Source organism: Streptomyces sp. B1866 (assembly GCF_031932565.1).
Taxonomy (GTDB): domain Bacteria; phylum Actinomycetota; class Actinomycetes; order Streptomycetales; family Streptomycetaceae; genus Streptomyces.
In genome coordinates this window covers 1-19,919 of sequence record NZ_JAVSCF010000030.1, presented here as the reverse complement: position 1 = coordinate 19,919, position 19,919 = coordinate 1, and the positions used below count along the sequence as shown (strand labels likewise).

At 74.4% G+C, this 19,919-nt stretch carries 17 protein-coding genes and 1 pseudogene; 5 read left to right on the top strand and 13 right to left on the bottom strand.

The window, feature by feature from the left end:
* Positions 1 to 60: 60 nt before the first annotated feature.
* A complete protein-coding gene (locus RKE29_RS07210) occupies positions 61 to 1,326 on the top strand; it encodes an SAV2148 family HEPN domain-containing protein (RefSeq protein ID WP_312004217.1) in 1,266 nt (421 codons plus the stop codon).
* A 149-nt stretch (positions 1,327 to 1,475) separates the two neighbouring features.
* Entirely contained in the window at positions 1,476 to 2,198 is a 723-nt protein-coding gene (locus RKE29_RS07205) for a 3'-5' exonuclease (protein ID WP_312004216.1), read from the top strand.
* 212 nt (positions 2,199 to 2,410) lie between these two features.
* Here RKE29_RS07205 and RKE29_RS07200 read toward each other — a convergent pair whose 3' ends face one another.
* The 13 genes and pseudogenes from RKE29_RS07200 to RKE29_RS07140 form a co-directional block, all read right to left on the bottom strand.
* On the bottom strand, positions 2,411 to 3,286 hold the full coding sequence (locus RKE29_RS07200; RefSeq protein ID WP_312004215.1) for an aminoglycoside phosphotransferase family protein: 876 nt from the start codon (positions 3,284 to 3,286) through the stop codon (positions 2,411 to 2,413).
* Positions 3,287 to 3,476: 190 nt separating this feature from the next.
* The gene (locus RKE29_RS07195; RefSeq protein ID WP_312004214.1) at positions 3,477 to 5,756 is read right to left on the bottom strand and encodes an MMPL family transporter; all 2,280 of its coding nucleotides are present in this window, start codon (positions 5,754 to 5,756) and stop codon (positions 3,477 to 3,479) included.
* Positions 5,757 to 6,060: 304 nt separating this feature from the next.
* Complete coding sequence (locus RKE29_RS07190; protein ID WP_312004213.1) at positions 6,061 to 6,852, bottom strand: CbiX/SirB N-terminal domain-containing protein; 792 nt, start codon at positions 6,850 to 6,852, stop codon at positions 6,061 to 6,063.
* A 58-nt stretch (positions 6,853 to 6,910) separates the two neighbouring features.
* The gene (locus RKE29_RS07185; RefSeq protein WP_312004230.1) at positions 6,911 to 7,753 is read right to left on the bottom strand and encodes an ABC transporter permease; all 843 of its coding nucleotides are present in this window, start codon (positions 7,751 to 7,753) and stop codon (positions 6,911 to 6,913) included.
* Between the two features lie 183 nt (positions 7,754 to 7,936).
* Entirely contained in the window at positions 7,937 to 8,755 is an 819-nt protein-coding gene (locus RKE29_RS07180) for an ABC transporter ATP-binding protein (protein ID WP_312004212.1), read from the bottom strand.
* A 39-nt stretch (positions 8,756 to 8,794) separates the two neighbouring features.
* Positions 8,795 to 9,853, bottom strand: a complete 1,059-nt coding sequence (locus RKE29_RS07175; protein WP_312004229.1) for an aliphatic sulfonate ABC transporter substrate-binding protein — start codon at positions 9,851 to 9,853, stop codon at positions 8,795 to 8,797.
* A gap of 313 nt (positions 9,854 to 10,166) precedes the next feature.
* The gene (locus tag RKE29_RS07170) at positions 10,167 to 11,519 is read right to left on the bottom strand and encodes a GTP-binding protein (protein ID WP_312004211.1); all 1,353 of its coding nucleotides are present in this window, start codon (positions 11,517 to 11,519) and stop codon (positions 10,167 to 10,169) included.
* A 2-nt stretch (positions 11,520 to 11,521) separates the two neighbouring features.
* Positions 11,522 to 12,457, bottom strand: a complete 936-nt coding sequence (gene cysD / locus RKE29_RS07165; RefSeq protein WP_312004210.1) for a sulfate adenylyltransferase subunit CysD — start codon at positions 12,455 to 12,457, stop codon at positions 11,522 to 11,524.
* Positions 12,454 to 12,999, bottom strand: a pseudogene (gene cysC, locus RKE29_RS07160) (adenylyl-sulfate kinase); the annotation flags it as partial. The pseudogene cysC and the gene cysD, both read right to left, overlap by 4 nt.
* A gap of 79 nt (positions 13,000 to 13,078) precedes the next feature.
* Positions 13,079 to 13,819: a phosphoadenylyl-sulfate reductase gene (locus RKE29_RS07155; RefSeq protein ID WP_312004209.1), complete on the bottom strand. Its 741-nt coding sequence runs from the start codon at positions 13,817 to 13,819 to the stop codon at positions 13,079 to 13,081.
* The gene (locus RKE29_RS07150) at positions 13,816 to 14,040 is read right to left on the bottom strand and encodes a hypothetical protein (RefSeq protein ID WP_312004208.1); all 225 of its coding nucleotides are present in this window, start codon (positions 14,038 to 14,040) and stop codon (positions 13,816 to 13,818) included. The genes RKE29_RS07155 and RKE29_RS07150 overlap by 4 nt, the downstream gene beginning before the upstream one ends.
* On the bottom strand, positions 14,037 to 15,734 hold the full coding sequence (locus tag RKE29_RS07145) for a nitrite/sulfite reductase (RefSeq protein WP_312004207.1): 1,698 nt from the start codon (positions 15,732 to 15,734) through the stop codon (positions 14,037 to 14,039). The genes RKE29_RS07150 and RKE29_RS07145 overlap by 4 nt, the downstream gene beginning before the upstream one ends.
* Positions 15,735 to 16,192: 458 nt before the next feature.
* Positions 16,193 to 16,747 carry a GNAT family N-acetyltransferase gene (locus tag RKE29_RS07140; RefSeq protein ID WP_312004206.1) on the bottom strand — a complete coding sequence of 185 codons (555 nt, stop codon included), beginning with the start codon at positions 16,745 to 16,747 and terminating at the stop codon, positions 16,193 to 16,195.
* Positions 16,748 to 17,005: 258 nt separating this feature from the next.
* Between RKE29_RS07140 and RKE29_RS07135 the strand changes: the two genes are divergently transcribed.
* The 3 genes from RKE29_RS07135 (at position 17,006) to rsgA (ending at position 19,897) form a co-directional block, all read left to right on the top strand.
* A complete protein-coding gene (locus tag RKE29_RS07135; RefSeq protein WP_312004228.1) occupies positions 17,006 to 18,226 on the top strand; it encodes a YhjD/YihY/BrkB family envelope integrity protein in 1,221 nt (406 codons plus the stop codon).
* Positions 18,227 to 18,343: 117 nt separating this feature from the next.
* Complete coding sequence (locus tag RKE29_RS07130) at positions 18,344 to 18,505, top strand: hypothetical protein (RefSeq protein ID WP_312004205.1); 162 nt, start codon at positions 18,344 to 18,346, stop codon at positions 18,503 to 18,505.
* A 252-nt stretch (positions 18,506 to 18,757) separates the two neighbouring features.
* The gene (gene rsgA / locus RKE29_RS07125) at positions 18,758 to 19,897 is read left to right on the top strand and encodes a ribosome small subunit-dependent GTPase A (RefSeq protein WP_312004204.1); all 1,140 of its coding nucleotides are present in this window, start codon (positions 18,758 to 18,760) and stop codon (positions 19,895 to 19,897) included.
* Positions 19,898 to 19,919: the final 22 nt, after the last annotated feature.

Here is a 19,919-nt window from a genome sequence, read left to right as displayed (position 1 = left end):
GCCACCGCCCGCGCAGTAGTCTGCGGTGATCGTTGAACGGGGGCGGAAGGCGGTGCGCAGGTGAGCTCGGGCGGGCTGGAACTGCCCCCAGGGAACGGAGGTCCCGGGGGTGACAGCGCCACCGGCACGTCGCCGCCCGGCGCCGTCTCCCTGGCCCGTCCGAGGGAGATCGGAGCGGAACTGGACTGGGGCGCCGACGCCTGGGCCGAGGTACGGACCCGGGCACGCCGGGCCGGGCGGGGCTACGTGTGGCTGAACATCGTCGAACAGCGGCTGCGCGCGGTGGTCGCCGCCGTGCTGCGGCCCATCTACGAGCCGGTGCACGGCGACGAGTGGGTGGTGGCCGCCGCCGGGCCCGCGGGCCACGAGTGGGTCCAGCGGGCCGCCGCCGTCCGCGAGGTGAGCCGCCGCAAGGGCTACCTGCTCGACCCGGCCGACGACACCGTCCTCAGCTTCCTGTCGCTGCCGCAGCTGCGGGAACTGCTCGTCCAGCACTGGCCGTGCTTCGAGCCCTACATGGACGACCGGCGCGATCTCGAACTCGCCCTGGACGAGCTGGAGGTGGCGCGCAACGTCGTGTCCCGCAACCGGTCGCTGTCCGAGGCCGTCCTGGCCCAGGCCGAGCGCGCGGCCGCCCGCATACTGGACATCCTGGGCGGCGGCGCGGGCGCCCCGCCCGCCGACCGGCTGCCCATCGACGCGGTCGAGGACCTGGTCGGCGACCGGTACGCGGACGTCGTCGGCGTCCACCCCGACCGCGTACGGCTCCAGCGGCAGCTGCCCGCCGAGGACCTGTTCGCCGGGGCCCGCCGCCTCGACGCGGTCGGCATAGGCCTCAACCTCCTGGTCCAGAACTACTCCGGGCGGCGCCTGGTCCGGCTCGCCGAGGCCGGATGCCGGGCGCGGCTGCTGTTCCTCAACCCGGCCAGCAGCGCCGTGCGCCGGCGCGAGCGGGAACTGGGCCTGAAGAAGGGCGAGATGAGCCGGTCGGTGGAGATGAACATCCTGCACCTGCGGCGGGTGCGGGCCCGGCTGCGGGACCCGGGCGCGTTCGAGATCCACGTCTTCGACGAGACGCCCCGGTTCTCCGCCTACCTGGTCGACGGCGACGGGCCGGACGGCGTCGCCGTCATCCAGCCGTACCTGCGCCGCGCGCGGGGCATGGAGTCGCCGGTGCTGGTGCTGCGCGGCGGCGGGCGCCTGCTGCGGGAGGGCCCGGCCCGGGAGGGCGGCGGCCGGGCGGACCCGACCGGGGACGCCGGGCTGTTCGACACCTACCGGGAGGAGTTCGAGGGCGTGTGGACCGACTCCCGCCCGGTCTCCTGACCATGACGGACCGTGGGTACGGCGCGCCGCGCGGCCGCGGCGGCGCGGCGCCACCGCCCGGGCACGGCACGGCCGTTGTCAGTGGTGCGTGAAAAGCTGGTACTCAACCGGGGGGAAACCGGGGGAAAGTGCGGCGAAGGAGGGCGTCCATGAGCTGGCACCAGGAGCTGCTGATCGGATTCGACCTGGAGACGACGGGCACGGATCCGCGCGAGGCGCGCATCGTCACGGCGGCCGTCGTCGAGGCGCGGGGCGGGGAGCCGGTGCGGCGCCGGGAATGGCTGGCCGACCCGGGCGTGCCCATCCCGGCCGGCGCGGTGTCCGTGCACGGCATCACCAGCGAGCGCGCGGCCGAGCAGGGGCGGCCCGCGCGCGAGGTCGCCGACGAGGTCGCGGACGCGCTCGCGGGCCACTGGCGCGCCGGCGCCCCGGTGGTGGCGTACAACGCGGCGTTCGACCTGAGCCTGCTGTCCGCCGAGCTGCGGCGGTACGGCCTGCGCTCGCTGACCGACCGGCTCGGCGGCGCGGAGCCCGGCCCGGTCGTGGACCCGTACACCATAGACCGCGCCGTCGACCGCTACCGCAAGGGCAAGCGCACCCTGGAGGCGGTGTGCGGGGTGTACGGGGTGACGCACGACCGGGCGCACGAGGCGGGCGCCGACGCGCTGGCGGCGGTGCGGGTCGCCCGCGCGGTCGCCGAGCGGCACGGCCAGGTGGCCGGGCTCGACCTGTGGGAGCTGCACCGCAAGCAGGTCGGCTGGCACGCGCGGTGGGCGGCCGACTTCCAGTCCTGGCTGCGGCGGAAGGGCACGCCGGAGGCGGTGGTGGACGGCACCTGGCCGATGCGGGAGGTGGAGGCGGCGGTGGGGTAGGCCGTGTCGTTTGGATCAGGGTGGATCAGGGAGCGGCGTCCGGTGCGTGTGGCTGCAAGGCGGAGGAGGAGAGCGCAGCGGCACTGCGTGCGACGACGACAACGCCGCAGACGCGCGTGCCGGGCGTCGCGAGCCCGCCCTGAGCCAAACGACACGGCCTAGGTCCGGCGGCTCCTCCCGGTCCGCGCGGCGGCGGGCCGGGAGGGCGCGGGTCAGAAGGCGCGCCAGCGCACCGCCGGGTCTCCCGCCCGCAGCGACGCCACGCGGCGGCGGAACTCCTCCCGGGCCGCCGGGTCGGCCGGCGCGTGCTGGGCGACCCAGGCGCAGCTCGCGGTCTCCCGCGCGCCGCGCAGGACCGCGCAGCCGTCCCACTCGCGCACGTCCCAGCCGTACGCCGCGGTGAACTCCTCGTACGCGCCCGGGGCGAGCCCGTAGCGGTCGCGGGTCAGGGCCATGACGACGAGGTCGTGCTCGCGCAGGTCGGCGGAGAAGGTCTCCAGGTCGACCAGGACCGGGCCGTCCGGTCCGACGTGCACGTTGCGCGGCAGCGCGTCGCCGTGCAGCGGGCCGGGCGGCAGGCGGGGCGTCAGCTCGCGCGCGGCCGCGGCGTGGTCGTCCCGCCGGGCGCGCAGGTAGGCCGCGTCGGCCGGGTCGACGGCGTCGCCCGCCAGCCGCAGCCAGCGCTCGACGCCGCCCAGCAGGTCGCGCGGCGGCAGGGCGAAGGGCGGGCGGGGGAGGGCGTGGACGAGCCGCAGCAGGCGGGCCAGGTCCGCGGGAGCGGCGGGGCGCACGGCGCCGGGCAGCCGGTGCCACAGCGTCACCGGGTGCCCGTCGACCAGCCGCGCGGCCGGTTCTGCGGGCCGCACGGCGGGCACGCCGCGCTCCGCGAGCCACGTCGCCACGCGCACCTCCCGCTCGGCGCGCTCGGCGAGCCCCGGTGCGCGCCCGACCTTGACCACCAGGCCGCCCGCCGCGAACACCGCGTTCTCGCCGAGCGCGAGCAGCGGCGCGTCGCCGGGGCCGTGCGGCAGCCCGGCCGCCGCGAGCACCGCGCGGGCCCGCTCCTGGGTGAACGCCGCACCGGCCACCCGGCCCCCTTCCGTCCGCTGAGGTCCGTACCGCTGTGTTCTGCTCTGCCGCACCGCCCAGTCTCCCGTACGCGCCCGGCGGCCGGGGACGGCCCCGCCCGCGCGCAGGCGCAGACGGCGAGGCCCCCGCCCGCCGCGCCGGAGAGCGCGGGAAGCGGGGGCCGGAGGCCGGACCGGGCGGCGGCCGGGGCTACAGCCGGACCGGCTGCGGACGCTCGTCCAGGTCGCCGGGCCGGACCGGGGCGGCCGGGGCGGCCGGGGCCCCGGCCAGGGCCGGGTCGTCGTGCGTCAGGTCGGGCAGCCGGTGCAGCCACTTCGGCAGGTACCAGTTGCGTTCGCCCAGCAGTGCCATCACCGCGGGCAGCAGCACGCCGCGGATCACGGTGGCGTCGATGAGCACGGCCGCCGCGAGGCCCACGCCCATCTGCTTCATGCTCTGCATCGACAGCGTGCCGAAGATCGCGAAGACCGCCACCATGATGACCGCCGCGCTGGTGACGACGCCCGCCGTGGTCACCACGCCGTGCACCACCGCGTCCTTGGTGGTGCGCCCGGCCATCCGCGCCTCGCGGATCCGGGAGACCACGAAGACGTGGTAGTCCATGCTCAGCCCGAACAGGATCACGAACAGGAACAGCGGCAGCCAGGCCACGACCGCGCCCACGCCCGTCGCGCCGACCAGCCCGGCGCCCCAGCCGTGCTGGAAGACGGCGGTGAGGATGCCGTACGCGGCGCCCACCGACAGCAGGTTCAGGGCGATGGACGTCACGGCGATCGTCAGCGACCGGAAGGACATCAGCATCAGCAGGAAGGCGAAGACGACCACGAAGAGGAAGACCGGCACGACGGCGGAGCCGATCTTGTCGTTGAAGTCCTTCGACGACGCGGTGGAGCCGCCGATGGGCGCGGTGACGCCGTCCACCCGGCCCAGCGTGTCGGGTTCCACCTGGGTGCGCAGGATGGCGAGGCTGCGCTGGTTGACGTCCTCGTCGGCGCCGCCGGCCAGCGGCACCTGGATGACGGCGACGTTCTCCCGGGTGTGGTAGGCGACCTCGACCGGGCCCTTGGAGGCGCCCTTGGCCACGGCCTCGGCGCGGAACCGGTCGATGGCCTGGCGCACCGGCGGCGCGTCGATGTCTCCGGCCTTGACGACCACCTGCGCCGGGTCCGGGCCGCCGGGGAAGGCGTCGTTGATGCGCTCGTACGCCGCGACGATCGGCATGGAGGAGTCGAACTCCTGGTCCAGCGTGAGGTTCGCCGTCTTCATGCCCGTGGCGGGCAGGGCGATGAGGACCAGCGCGCCGCCGGCGATCGCGAGGGCGGCCTTCGGGCTGCGCAGGACGGGCCGCAGCACCGCGCGCCAGAACCGGCTCTCGTTGCCGCCGCCGCGGCGGCCGCCGGCCCGCCGGCGCCGGCGGCCCAGGAACGGCAGGCGGCCCTTCTCGACCCGCTCGCCGAGCAGCGACAGCAGGGCGGGCAGCACGGTCACCGAGCCGACGACCGCGACCGCGACCACCATCAGCGTGGCCAGGCCCATGGCCTCGAAGTCCGCGACCCCGGTGAACAGCATGCCCGCCATGGCCACGATGACGGTGACGCCGGAGACCACGATGGCCCGGCCGGAGGTGGCGGCCGCGATGCGCAGCGCGGTCTGCGGGTCGTGGCCCTTCTCCCGCTCCTCCCGCTCGCGCCGCAGGTAGAACAGGCAGTAGTCGACGCCGACGGCGAGGCCGACCAGCAGCATGACGGAGTCGGCGGTGTCGGACATGTGCACCACGTGGCTGACGACGGCGACCAGGCCGGTGGTGGCCAGGAACGCGGACATCGCCAGCGCCACCGGCAGCAGCGCGGCGACCAGCGCGCCGAAGGCGATCAGCAGAATGCCCAGGGCCACCGGCAGCGCCGAGTACTCGGCCTTGGTGAAGTCGTCGCCGAACGCGTCGTCGAACGCCTTCTCGCCGCTCGCGTCGCCGAACTGCTCCACGCGCAGGTCCGGATGCGTGTCCCCCACCTTCGCCACGGCGTCCAGCACCGGCTGGACGCGGGAGGACGCGTCGTCCGGGTCGCCGCGCATCTCGAACTGGACGAGCGCGGAGCGCTTGTCGGCGGATATCGCCCCGCTGGTGTACGGGGACTCGACGGCCGTGACCTCGCCGGTGCCGCGCACCGCGCCGATCACCGCGTCGACGGTCCGGCGGAACTCCGGGGCGGACGTCGTGGTGCCCGCGTTCTTCGCCTGGACCAGCACGGTCTCGGCCGCCGGGTCGACGATGCCCGCGTCCTCCAGGATGCGGGCGGCGCGCCCGGCGTCGCCGGCCATCGACTCGCTGTCCGTCACGTCGGTCCGGCCGGCCATCGAACCGATGGCCAGGGCGAGGATGACGAACACGACCCAGCCGCCCACGGCGGCCCACCGGTGCCGTGCGCTCCAACTGCCCGCACGGGCGGCCAGCCCGCGCGGTCTGTCCATGCGGCCTGATTCCGCCACGACGACCCCTCATTCACCGCGGTGGCGGCCCGGTGCCACCACTCTGCCCATGACGTTAGGGGCGCATAAAGGGCCGACCCATCCTGCTGGCCGGTGAACCGGCGCGCTGTCTTCTCCACCTCAGGAAGTGGGGGTATCCCTACCTCCCCGGAAGGCAGCCCCTTACACGTACGTGGCTGCACGCTCTCCCCGTTCTACCCGGAGGGATGACCGCCAGGCGGGACCGCGCGGGCCCCGTACACCGGTCCGCGGAAACGGGAGTACGGACCGGCGGCGCGCCGGGCCGTCAGGCCGTCAGCCGGGCCGGGCCGGTGCGCTCCCGGGCGACGGCCTCGTCGTAGCGCAGCAGCAGGAGCCGGGCCAGCTCCGGGGCCGGGCCGAGCACGTCCGCCAGGACGTCCGCGCGCGCCTCGCGGGCGCCGGCGGCGATGCGGTCGGGCAGCAGCCCGGGAGCGACCAGGTACGGCGCGACGGCGACCCGCCGTACGCCCTCGGCGCGCAGCGCCCGTACCGCGTCCGCCGTCGTGGGCAGGTCCGCCCTCCCGGGCCGGGACGCGGCGGCGAACGCGGGCCGCACGGCGCGCCAGCCGCCGGCCTGCCGCCAGTCCCGGGCCAGCGCCGCGATCACCGCGAGCGCCGCGGTGTCGGTGGACCCGGCGCAGGCCAGGACCACCCCGGTGCGGTGGCGGTCGGCCGGGCGCAGCCCGGCTCCGGCCAGCCGCCGCTCCAGGGCGGCGGTGAGCAGGGGAGAGGGGCCGAGGACCTCGGCGCGGCGGACGGCGAGGCCCGGGTGCCGGGCGGTCGCGGTCCGCAGGACGGCCGGGATGTCGGCCTTGGCGTGGTAGGCGCGGTTCAGCAGCAGCGGCAGGGCCACCACGTCCCGCGTGCCCGCCGCGGCCAGGCGCGAGAGCACGCCTGGCACGCGGGGGGCGTTGAAATCGAGGAAGGCCGTCTCGACGCGCAGCCCCGGCCGCAGCGACCGCACGCGCGCGCTGAGCGCGCTGACGGTCGCCGCGTGCCGCGGATCGCGGCTGCCGTGGGCTACGACGACGAGGACGGGGGCTTCCGGACGGTGCATCAACAGGATTTCGGCGGGGGGTTGGGGTGATCGGACAGAAGGGACATCGAGGAGTGTCTCACCGGGTGTTCGCCAGCAGGCCCCGGCTGCGCAGGACGTACCGCTCCAGCGGACTGAAGATCAGCAGGTCGATGGCGATGCCGACGAACAGGATGAGGATGATGGCGAGCAGCACGCCCGCCATGTCGGAGTTGTTGCGCTGGTTCTCCAGGAACTGCCCCAGGCCCAGGCCCAGGTCCGGGGAGTTGGCGATGATCTCCGCGGCCATCAGGGAGCGCCAGGAGAACGCCCAGCCCTGCTTCAGCCCGGCCACGTAGCCGGGCAGGGCGCCGGGCAGCAGCACGTACCAGGCGCTGGTCAGCCCCTTGGCGCCGAGCGTCCGCCCGGCGCGCAGGAACAGCGGCGGCACCTGGTCGATGCCGGAGACCAGCCCGTTGGCGATGGACGGGACCGCGCCGAGCAGGATGACGGTGTACATCATCGAGTCGTTGAGGCCCAGCCAGATCACCGCGGGCGGCACCCAGGCGACCGACGGCAGCGACTGGAGTCCCGACAGGATCGGACCGAGCGCGGCGCGTACGAACGGCACCCGCGCGACGATCAGCCCCAGCGGGGTGGCGATCGCCAGCGCGATGAGGAAGCCGAACAGGCCCCGCGAGACGCTGGTCCAGATGATGTCGATCAGCTCCCCCTCGACCCACAGCTGGTGCAGGGCGTCCCACACCAGGCGCGGGTCGGGGAGCTTGTAGTCGTCGGTGACCTTCGCCCAGACCAGGCCCTTCCAGATGGCCAGCACCAGGGCGACGGCCACCACCGGAGGCAGGACCTTGTGCAGTAGGACCTCAGTGACCGGCGTGCGCCGGACCTGCACCGCGTCCAGGGCGTCGAGTCCGGCCTCCAGGCCCGCGAGGTCCGAGCCCGCGGGCCCGGCCTCCCGCGGACCGCCCTGGNGTCCGAGCCCGCGGGCCCGGCCTCCCGCGGACCGCCCTGGGGGGGCTCCCCGGGACCGCGGTCCCGGGGAGCCCCCGCCTTCGTCAGGTCGGGAGCGGGGGGTGCCTCCTGCGGCGCCCCGCCGCCCGTGGTGTCAGTGCTTGCCATGCCGACGGATCTCCCCCCGCAGTTCCTCGGTGATCTCGACGGACAGGTCCGCCACGGCCGCGTCCTCGATGCGGCGCGGCTGCGGGATGTCCACCGTCCACTCCCGCACGACCCGCCCCGGGCGGGAGGACAGCAGGATCACGCGCTGCGCGAGCCGTACCGCCTCCCGCACGTTGTGCGTGACGAACAGGATGGACACGCCCGTCTCGCTCCAGATCCGGGTCAGCTCGTCGTGCAGCACGTCGCGGGTGATGGCGTCGAGCGCGGCGAACGGCTCGTCCATCAGCAGCACGCTGGAGTCCTGCGCCAGCGCGCGGGCCAGCGCGACCCGCTGCCGCATGCCGCCGGACAGCTCGTGCACCCGCTTGCCGTACGCGCCGCCGAGCCGGACCAGCTCCAGCAGCCGCTCCGTGCGTGGCCTGCGGTCGGCGCGCGGCACGCCGCGCAGCCTCAGGGCCAGCTCGATGTTCTTCCCCGCGGTGAGCCACGGGAACAGCGCGTGCTCCTGGAACATCAGCGCGGGCCGCTTGCCGGGCACCTCGATGGTGCCGGTGGACGGCTTGTCCAGGCCCGCGACGAGGTTGAGCAGCGTGGACTTGCCGCAGCCCGACGCGCCCAGCAGGCACACGAACTCTCCAGGCCGCACGTCGAGGGTGATGTCCTCCAGGACGTGCTGCACGGCGCGTCCGGGCCTGCCGAACGCCTTGTGCACGTGGTCCAGGCGCACGGCCGCGGCCGTGCCGTCCGCCCGGCCGGCGGACGCGGCGGCCTTCTGCGTGGTCTCGGTGGTCAGTGCCGTGCTCATGATCCGGTCACCTCCGTAAGTCGCGTACGTTCGGGCGGGCTACTGCGCACCGAGACCTGCGGTGGACACCGTGGGCTTGCCCTCGGCCTTGAGGACCTTGTTGAGCAGCGTCAGGTCGTAGATGCCGGACAGGTCGGGCTTCTTCAGCAGCCCCGCCTGGACCGCGTGGTCCGCCTCGGTGTTCAGCGTCGCCGCGAGCGGGTCGTCGATGACCTGAATGCTCTGCCACGCCGGGTCGACGACCGCCGGCGGCAGCGCCTTGCCGGTCTCCCGCTTGATCGCCTCGTTGGCGGCCGCCTTGGCCTCGCCGGAGTGCGCCTGGATCCACGCGTTGGTGCGCACCGAACCGCGCAGCACGGCCTCCACCACGGCCGGGTGCTTCTTCAGGAAGGACTGCGACACGATCACGTTCGTGATCACGAACTTCTTGTCCGGCCACAGGCTGCTCTCGTCCAGGAGCACCTTGGCGCCCTCGGCGACCAGCTTGGAGGCGGTCGGCTCGGGCACCCACGCGCCGTCGATCGAGCCGGACCTGTACGCGTCGGGGGTGATCTTGTTGTCCGTGCGGACTACGGACACGTCGCCCTTGCCGCTCTGCGCGTCGACCTTCCAGCCGCGCTCGGAGATCCAGTTGAGGAAGGCCACGTCCTGGGTGTTGCCGAGCTGCGGGGTGGCGATCTTCTTGCCCTTGACGTCGTCCAGGGTCTTGATCTTCTTCGGGTTGACCACGAGCTTCACGCCGCCGGACGCGGAACCCGATATGATCTTGAGGTTCTTGCCGTGCGACTTCACGTAGCCGTTGATGGACGGCGACGGGCCGATCCAGCCGATATCGATCGACCCGGCGTTCAGCGCCTCGATCTCCGAGGGGCCGGCGTTGAACACGAACGGCTGCACGGCCGTCCCGCCCAGCTCCTTCTGGATCAGTCCCCCCTTGCCCAGACCCACCAGGGCGGTGGCGTGCGTCAGGTTGGCGAAGTAGCCGATCTTGACCTTGTCCAGGCCGTCGACCTTCTCGCCGCCGGCCGCGGCGTTCGTGGTCGTGTCGTCGTCCTTCTGGGAGCCGTAACCGCAGGCGCCGAGAGCGGCGATCAGCAGGGGGAGTACGGCAGCGGCGGCGACGAGACGCGTACGGCCGGACCGGGCGGACCGCCTCGCGGTGGATCGTGGTGCGGATGGAGCGGTAGTGGTGCTTTCGGCAGACACGGGGAGGTGCTTCCTCTCAGCGAGCCGGGGCTGGCGTGGGGGACGCCCGGCAGTGCGGTGGTTCGGTGGTCGTCATGCGAATGGGAGCGGGGGTACGAGGTCAGAACGCACATCGGCCCACTCCTCCCTGACCGCTGCCGAGGAGACCGCTGCCCACGCGGCCCCCCTCCTTCGCGAACGTCGAAAACGCTTCTCCAGCCATGGCCTAGAAGTCCCACCCCTCGTCGTTCTCTTCTTCCTTCGCGGGCGCGGTCGCGAACGACTCGCCCGCCATCCCCGCCGTCAGCGTCGTGCCGTCGGCGGGGTCGATCAGCAGAAAGGACCCCGTCCGGCGCGAGCGCGCGTACGGGTCCAGCGCCAGCGGCTGCGCGGTACGGACCCGTACCCGGCCGATGTCGTTGGCCGTCAGCTCGCCCGGCGCCGCGTGGTGCGACAGATCCCCCAGGGTGAGCCGGGACGGGATGTCCTTGACGATGGCCTTCACGGTGCGCGTGGTGTGCTTCAGCAGCACCCGGTCGCCCACCCGCAGCGGCCGGTCGTGCAGGTGGCAGACGGTCGCCTCCACGTCCTGGGTGACCTCGGGCGCCTCGCCGCTGGGGGCGATCAGGTCGCCGCGCGAGACGTCCAGGTCGTCCGCGAGCCGCACGGTCACCGACTGCGGCGCCCACGCGGCGTCCACCGGCTCGCCCAGCGCGTCGATCCCCGCGACGGTGCTGGTACGGCCCGAGGGCAGCACGGTGACCGGGTCGCCGACGCGCAGCACACCGGAGGCGATCTGGCCCGCGTAGCCCCGGTAGTCGGGGTGCTCGGCGGTCTGCGGGCGGATGACGTACTGCACGGGGAAGCGCGCCGGGTCGCCGGACGGGTCGGCGCCCACCGGCACGGTCTCCAGGTGCTCCAGCACGGTGGGCCCGCCGTACCAGTCCATGTGCGCCGAGGGGGTCACCACGTTGTCCCCGGCGAGCGCGGAGACCGGGATAGTGGTGATGTCCGGCACGCCCAGCGAGGCGGCGTACGCGGTGAACTCCTCGGCGATCCGCGCGAACACCGGCTCGGCGTAGCCGACCAGGTCCATCTTGTTGACCGCGAGGACCAGGTGCGGCACGCGCAGCAGCGCGGCCACCGCGGCGTGCCGGCGGGTCTGCTCCACCACGCCGTTGCGCGCGTCCACCAGCACCACGGCCAGCTCGGCGGTGGACGCGCCGGTGACCATGTTGCGGGTGTACTGCACGTGCCCGGGCGTGTCGGCGAGGATGAACCGCCGCCGCGGGGTGGCGAAGTAGCGGTAGGCCACGTCGATGGTGATGCCCTGCTCGCGCTCGGCCCGCAGCCCGTCGGTCAGCAGCGCCAGGTCCGGCGCGTCCGCGCCGCGGCTGCGGGAGGCGTGCTCGACCGCCTCCAGCTGGTCGGCGAGCACCGACTTGGAGTCGTGCAGCAGCCGGCCGACCAGGGTGGACTTGCCGTCGTCGACCGAGCCGGCGGTGGCGAAGCGCAGCAGGGAGGTGGCGGCCTCGGTCCGCGCGCCGTCGGCGGCGCCGCTCGTGGTGCTGGTGCTCATGATCAGAAGTACCCCTCGCGCTTGCGGTCCTCCATCGCGGCCTCCGACAGCTTGTCGTCGGCGCGCGTGGCACCCCGCTCGGTCAGCCGGGACGCGGCGATCTCCGCTATGACCTGCTTGATGGTGACCGCGTCGGAGTCCACCGCCCCGGTGCAGGACATGTCGCCGACGGTGCGGTAGCGCACCTGCCGGCGCTCCAGCGGCTCGCCGTCCTTCGGGCCGCCCCACGCGCCCGGCGCCAGCCACATGCCGCCGCGCAGGAAGACCTCGCGCTCGTGGGCGTAGTAGATGGCGGGCAGCTCGATGCCCTCCCGGGCGATGTACTGCCACACGTCCAGCTCGGTCCAGTTGCTGAGCGGGAAGACGCGCACGTGCTCGCCCGGCGCGTGCCGCCCGTTGTACAGCTGCCACAGCTCGGGCCGCTGGCGGCGCGGGTCCCAGCCGCCGAACTCGTCGCGCAGCGAGAACACCCGCTCCTTGGCGCGGGCCTTCTCCTCGTCCCGCCGCCCGCCGCCGAACACCGCGTCGAATCGGTTCTTCTCGATGGCGTCCAGCAGCGGCACCGTCTGCAGCGGGTTGCGGGTGCCGTCCGGCCGCTCGCGCAGCGCGCCGGAGTCGATGAACTCCTGCACCGAGGCGACGTGCAGCCGCAAGCCGTGCCGGGCCACCGTGCGGTCCCGGTAGGCCAGCACCTCGGGGAAGTTGTGGCCGGTGTCCACGTGCAGCAGCGCGAAGGGCACCGGCGCCGGGGCGAACGCCTTCAGCGCCAGGTGCAGCATGACGATGGAGTCCTTGCCGCCGGAGAAGAGGATCACCGGCCGCTCGAACTCGCCCGCCACCTCCCGGAAGATGTGCACCGCCTCGGACTCCAGCGCGTCCAGGTGCGACAGCGCGTACGGGTGCCCGGTGTTCTCGCTCGACACGGTCGCGATCGTCACGCCAGTCCCCTCTCCACGAGCAGCCCGTGCAGCGCGGCTGCCGACTCCTGGACCGTCTGGGTGTGCGACTCGATGCGCAGGTCGGGGGAGTCGGGCGCCTCGTACGGGTCGTCGACCCCGGTGAGCCCGGCTATCTCGCCCGCCGCCTGCTTGGCGTACAGCCCCTTGACGTCCCGCTCGGAGCACACCTCGACCGGGGCGGCCACGTGGACCTCCAGGTACGCGGTGCCCTCCGCCTGGTGGCGCTTGCGGACCGCCTCGCGGCTGTCCGCGTACGGGGCGATGACCGGGACCAGCACGGTGACGCCGTGGGAGGCCAGCAGCTCGGCGACGAAGCCGATCCGCTGCACGTTGGTGTGCCGGTCCTCGCGGGAGAAACCGAGGCCCGCGGTGAGGAACGAGCGGATCTCGTCGCCGTCCAGCACCTCCACCCGGCGGCCCGCGCCGCGCAGCCGCTCGGCCAGCGCGTGGGCGATCGTGGTCTTGCCCGCGCTGGGCAGACCCGTCAGCCAGATCGTCGCGCCTGTCATGTCCCGCTCCTGGTGGTGCTCTCGTGCCCGGGGACGGTCCGGTTCCCGGGCCTGCTGTGGGGGGTGGCGGCGGCTGCCGCCCGGCGGTGGCTCATCCGTGCAGCCCGCACTCGGTCTTGCCCAGGCCCGCCCAGCGGCCGGCCCGCGCGTCCTCGCCGGCCAGCACCCGGCGGGTGCAGGGCGCGCAGCCGATGGAGGCGTAGCCGTCGGACAGCAGCGGGTTGGCCAGCACGCCGTGCTCGGCGACGTAGGCGTCCACGTCGGCCTGCGTCCAGCGGGCGATCGGCGAGACCTTCACCTTTCCGCGCCGGGCGTCCCAGCCGACCACGGGGGTGTCCGCGCGGGTGGGGGACTCGTCGCGGCGCAGCCCGGTCGCCCACGCGTCGTACCCGGCCAGGCCCTCCTCCAAGGGCTTGACCTTGCGCAGCGCGCAGCACAGGTCCGGGTCGCGGTCGTGCAGCCGCGGCCCGTACTCGGCGTCCTGCTCGGCGACGGTCTGCCGGGGGGTGAGGGTGACGACGTTCACGTCCATCACCGCCGCCACCGCGTCGCGGGTGCCGATGGTCTCGGGGAAGTGGTAGCCGGTGTCCAGGAAGACCACGTCCACGCCCGGCTGGACGCGGGAGGCCAGGTGGGCCACGACGGCGTCCTCCATCGAGGAGGTGACGCAGAAGCGCGGGCCGAACGTGCCGACCGCCCAGCGCAGGATCTCCAGCGCCGGGGCGTCCTCCAGCTCGCGGCCGGCCCGTTCGGCCAGCTCCTTCAGGTCCGCGGCGCTGCCCGCGTCCGCGTTCGCGGACGGCTCGGTCAGCGGCGTCGGCTGGTTGCTCATGAGGTGGTGCCCCCTTCGCGGTGGTCGCGCCGCAGGCCCTTGGCCAGCAGCCCGAGGAACGAGAGGCGGAACGCGCGATTGCACGACCGGCATTCCCAGGCCGCGCCCTCGCCGCGGGGCTCGGTGCCGCGGGTCTGGGTGCCGCGGGGAGCCTCCTCGGAAGGGCGCAGGTCCTCGTCTCCGCAGTACGGGCAGTAGAACGGCGCGGCTCGCTCGCTCATGACAGGTCCGCCTCCGAGGCGCGGGCGGCCCAGGTGGCGAACCGCTCGCCCTCCCCGCGCTGTTCCCGGTAGCGGCGCAGCACCCGCTCGACGTAGTCGGGCAGTTCGGCGGAGGTGACCTTCAGGCCGCGCACCTTCCGGCCGAAGGAGGGCTGAAGGCCGAGCGCGCCGCCGAGGTGCACCTGGTAGCCCTCGACCTGGTTGCCGTCCCTGTCGAGCACGAGCTGGCCCTTGAGGCCGATGTCGGCGACCTGGATGCGCGCGCACGCGTTGGGGCAGCCGTTGAGGTTGATGGTGACGGGCTCGTCGAAGTCCGGCAGGCGGCGCTCCAGCTCGTCCACGAGCGAGGCGCCGCGCGCCTTGGTCTCCACGATCGCCAGCTTGCAGAACTCGATGCCGGTGCAGGCCATCGTGCCGCGGCGGAACGTCGACGGCCGCACCGTCAGGTCCAGCGCCTCAAGACCGGCCACCAGCGAGTCCACCCGGTCGCCCGGCACGTCCAGCACGATCATCTTCTGCTCGACGGTGGTGCGCAGCCGCCCGGAGCCGTGCTCCTCGGCCAGCTCGGCGATCTTGGTCAGGGTGGCGCCGTCCACCCGGCCGACGCGCGGCGCGAACCCGACGTAGAACCGGCCGTCCCGCTGCCGGTGCACGCCCACGTGGTCGCGCCACCGCTCCGCGGGCTGCTCGGGCGCCGGGCCGTCCACCAGCGTGCGCAGCAGGTACTTCTCCTCCAGCACCTGGCGGAACTTCTCCGCCCCCCAGTCGGCGACCAGGAACTTCAGCCGCGCGCGGGCGCGCAGCCGCCGGTAGCCGTAGTCGCGGAAGATGGACACGACGCCCTCGAAGACGTCGGGCACCTCCTCCAGCGGCACCCAGGCGCCCAGCCGCACGCCCAGCTTGGGGTTGGTCGACAGGCCGCCGCCGACCCACACGTCGAAGCCGGGGCCGTGCTCGGGGTGGCGTACGCCGACGAAGGAGACGTCGTTGATCTCGTGGACGACGTCCAGCAGCGGCGAACCGGACACCGCGGACTTGAACTTGCGCGGCAGGTTGGAGAACGCCTTGTTGCCCACCACGCGGCGGTGGATCTCGTCAATGGCCGGAGTGCCGTCGATGATCTCGTCCTCGGCGATGCCCGCGACCGGCGAGCCGAGGATCACCCGGGGCGTGTCGCCGCACGCCTCGGTGCTCGACAGGCCCACGGCCTCCAGGCGCCGCCAGATCTCGGGCACGTCCTCGACGCGGATCCAGTGGTACTGGATGTTCTGCCGGTCGGTGATGTCCGCGGTGCCGCGGGCGAACTCCTGCGAGATCTCGCCTATGACGCGCAGCTGCCGAGTGGTCAGCCGCCCGCCGTCGATGCGCACGCGCATCATGAAGTACTCGTCGTCCAGCTCCTCCGGCTCCAGGACGGCCGTCCGGCCGCCGTCGATGCCGGGCCTGCGCTGGGTGTACAGGCCCCACCAGCGCATCCGGCCGCGCAGGTCGGCGCCGTCGATGGAGTGGAAGCCCCGGTGCGCGTAAATCGTCTCAATACGTGTCCGTACGTTGAGACCGTCGTCGTCCTTCTTCACCTGCTCGTTGCCGTTGAGCGGGGTGAAGTGGCCGGCGGCCCACTGGCCTTCGCCGCGGCGGCGCCCAGGCTTGCGGGCAGGAGTTTTCGGGCGGGGGCTGTCCGGTGTGGCGGCCATGGCGAGGTGTCCTTCTGGGCGGCTCGGTGCGGCGGGCGGAACTCGCGCGCACCCTAGGTGACCTGCGTGTCGGCAGGCGGGCACGGCGCTGCGGCGGTTGACCGGTGCGGCAGCACGCGGGCGGCTGCGGTGCTCGCCTGCGGGCTTGTCGGGCAGGGGCGGTTGCGGCAGTGCGAGGGGCTCAGGGCGCTGGACAGATGGCGCTGTACGTGCGGCCGAGATCCACGTGCCGCCGACTCACCAAGGCGATTCCACCACGAGACATGACGGAAGCGTCGCATGGCGGTCTCCGGAGCGTCCACCGTCATCCAGTATTCGGACGGCAATGTCCCGTATAGTGGGACAGTGGCGAGTTGCCCGGGGCGCCCGCCCGTCCGCCGCGCGCGCCGCGCGGCCCGTCCGCCGCCGGAGTCGTTCGTCCGGTTCGCCCGGTGGTCCGGTGCTCTCCGGCGGCGCGTTCAGGCAGGCTTCGCGGCCCCGTCCGCCGCGGGCTCCGTCCGCGTGTCGTACAGCCGGAACCCCCGCTTTCGGTAGTTGTCCAGCGCGTGCGGCCCGTCCAGGGTGCAGGTGTGCACCCACACCCGCCGGGTCGGCTCCCGGCCGTGCCAGCGGCCGGCCAGGTCCCAGGCGCGCGCGGTGCCGTACGACAGCAGGTGCCCGCCGACGCCGCGGCCGCGGAAGTCCGGCAGCAGCCCGAAGTACGCGATCTCCACCGTGCCGCCGTCCTGGGCGTCCAGCTCCACGTACCCGGCCGGAGTGCCCCGCTCGTAGGCGATCCACGTCTCCACCCCGGGCCGCTCCAGGTACGCCTGCCACCGCTCCCGCGGCCACACCAGCCGGTCGGTCCAGGCCACGTCCGCCCCGACCGCCGAGTACAGGAAGCGGCTCAGCTCGGGGCTCGGCACCTCGGCCCGTACGATCCGCACGCCCGCCGCCGGGTCCGGCACCCGCGCCGGGGCCAGGTCCGAGGCGGCCGTCTGCTCCAGGTACCAGGTGGTCACGGTGTCGCTCATGCCGGTAAGCCAACCACGCGCGCGCCGCCGCGCCGCCGCCGCCCCGGTACGGGACATCCGCGCTGGTCGCCCAGTAAACTCAGGATGAAAAGCCCTCGATGCGGTGAGAAGGTGCAGACAGCACAGCAACCCCCGGCGGAGGAGCGCGGGCAGCCGCCGCCCGGACGCCTCCACAGGGCCCGCGCCCTGTACCGCCCCGCCACGGCCGGCACGGCGCCGGCCGAGGCCGGCCGCCGCCCGGGCGTCACCCGGCGCCGCATGGCCTGGCTGCTGCTGAAGGACACCGTGCACTCGTGCATGGAGTACCGGGTCACCGGCCTCGCCGCCGAGGCCGCCTTCTTCACCCTGCTGTCCCTGCCGCCGCTGCTGCTCGGCTTGGTCGGCCTCCTCGGCTACCTCGACGCGTGGACCGACACCCACACCGTCGCCACCCTGCGGCGCAACATCCTCGACGCCTCCGCCACCGTCCTGTCCGACAAGGGCGTCCGCGAGATCGCCCGGCCCCTCCTGGACGACGTCACCCAGGGCGGCCGCCCCGACGTCATCTCCCTCGGCTTCGGCATCGCCCTGTGGTCGGGATCCCGCGCGGTGAACGTCTTCGTCGACACCATCACCATCATGTACGGGCTCGAAGGCCGCCGCGGCATCGTCCGCACCCGGCTGCTGGCCTTCCTCCTCTACCTCGTCGCGCTCGTCATGGGAGCCGTGGCGCTGCCCCTGATGGTCGTCGGGCCGGACGCGGTCGTGGACATCGTCCCCTGGAGCGAGAGCCTGGTGCGCGGCCTGTACTGGCCCGTCGTCATGGTGCTGTCCATCGCCTTCCTCACCACCCTCTACCACGTGTCCGTCCCGGTGCGCTCGCCGTGGCGCGAGGACATCCCCGGCGCGCTGGTGGCCCTGGCCATCTGGGTGCTCGGCAGCTTCCTGCTGCGCATCTACCTGACCCACACCGTGGAGGGGCCGACGATCTACGGATCGCTGGCCGCGCCCGTCGCCGTCCTGCTGTGGATCGGCGTCTCCGCCTTCGCGGTGCTGGTCGGCGCGGCCGTCAACGCGGCCTTCGACCGGGTCTGGCCGTCGGTGGCCACGGCCGCGGCCCGCGCGGAGCGCGCCGGGGGAGCGGCCCGCGCCGAACGGGCCGACCTCGCCGCGCTCCGCGCCCGGGACCACCGCACGGCGGACGACGGGTCGGCGCCGCCCGCACCGCCCCCGCCCCCGGCCGCGCCGGCCCGGCCGTCTCCGACCGGGCCGGGACACCCCGGTCGCGGCCCGGACCCCGCGAGGTCCGCCGCGGACGGGGCCGCGGACCGGGCGCCCGCCGCGTCACCCGGCCCGCGGCCGGCCCGCGGCTCCGCCTCGGATCCGGTCCCCGCACCGGTGCCCGGCGCGTCCGCGGCTTCGGATCCTGCCCTGCCCCCGGTCCCGCCGTCCGCGCCCGGCGCGGGGGCTGCGGGGTCGGGGAAGGGGGATGCGGCCTGAGACGCCGCCCCCCCGGCGCATCGCGGCGTACCCCCGGTCACCCGTGAAGCCGCCGCGCGGGAAGCCTCCGGCCGCCGTCCTCGTGAGGGCCGCCGCCGGACCGTACGGTCGTGGACCGTGCCCGAAGCGGCGGCCGGCGCGCTGACGGCGGCCTTCGGGCGGGTCGAGACGCGCGGCGCGCGGGGCGGCGCCGCGCCCTCCCGCGAGCGGTGGACGCCGGGGGTGCTCGGCTGGCCCAGGCCGCCCGCCGCCGCGACCACCGTGGGCCACGCCGCCTGACCGCCCGGCGTAAACCGGTGGTGCCCGGGTGCGGGGCGGGGCTATGGTGATGCCGTTTCGGGACACGGCGCAGGGCCGATGCGGCGAAGGGCCGCTGTCCGGTGAGGAAGAGCAGGAGGTGACGTCGATGGCTGTCATGGCGCTGAGCGCTGCCCAGATTCCCCAGTCCGTCACACTCACCTCCGTGGCCGCCGGCTGACGTCCGACCCTGACACGTCCGCGCGCCGGGGCCGCCCCGCGAAGGGCCTTCCCGTGTCTTCCTCTTCTTCTTCCTCCCACCCGTCTTTCCCGGGTTCCTCCTCCCACCCGCTCACCCCGTACTGCTGGGACGACGTCGTCGCCGACGCCTTCTCCCCGTACCGGGACCAGGGGCTCGTGCCCGGGCGCATCCTGCGTGTCGACCGGGGCAGCTGCGAGGCCGTCGTGCCCGCCGCGGACGGGCTCGGCGTCACGACCGTACGGGCCGGCACCGCGCCCGTCGCCTCGCCCGACCCGGTCCGCGCCGCCTGCACCGGCGACTGGGCCGCACTCGACCTCGGGCGCCGGGCGGTGCACGCGCTGCTGCCGCGCCGCAGCGCGTTCGTGCGCTCCACCTCCTCCAAGCGCTCCGACGGGCAGGTCCTGGCCGCCAACGTCGACCACGCCCTGATCGCCGTGTCCCTCGCCGTGGGCCTCGACCTCGGCCGCGTCGAGCGCTTCCTGGCCCTGGCCTGGGAGAGCGGCGCCGCCCCGCTGGTCGTGCTGACCAAGGCCGACCTGGTGCCCGACCCCGGCACCCTGGCGGGCCTGGTCGCCGACACCGAGGCGGCCGCGCCCGGCGTGCAGGTGCTGGCCGTCAGCGCCGCCGCCGGGCAGGGGCTCGACGTGCTCGCCGCCCTCCTCGCCCCGGGGACGTCCGTGCTGCTCGGGCAGTCCGGCGCGGGCAAGTCGACGCTCGCCAACGCGCTGCTCGGCGAGGCCGTCCAGGACGTACGGGCCACCCGGGACAGCGACGGCAAGGGACGGCACACCACCACCACCCGCGACCTGCTGCCGCTGCCGTGGGGCGGGGTGCTCATCGACACACCCGGGCTGCGGGGGGTGGGGCTGTGGGACGCCGAGGACGGCGTGGCACGCGCGTTCTCGGAGATCGACGCGCTCGCCGAGCGGTGCCGCTTCCACGACTGCGCGCACCTCACCGAGCCGGACTGCGCGGTGCTCGCCGCGGTCGAGGACGGGTCGCTGCCGCGGCGGCGCCTGGACAGCTACCGCAAGCTGCTGCGCGAGAACACGCGCCTGGCCGCCCGCACCGACGCCCGGCTGCGCGCCGAGATCCGCCGGGAGTGGAAGCAGAAGCAGACCCTCGGCCGGCACATGACGGAACGCAAGGGCAGGCCCGGGCGGGGGGCCTAGATGATCAATTCCAAGGGGTCCC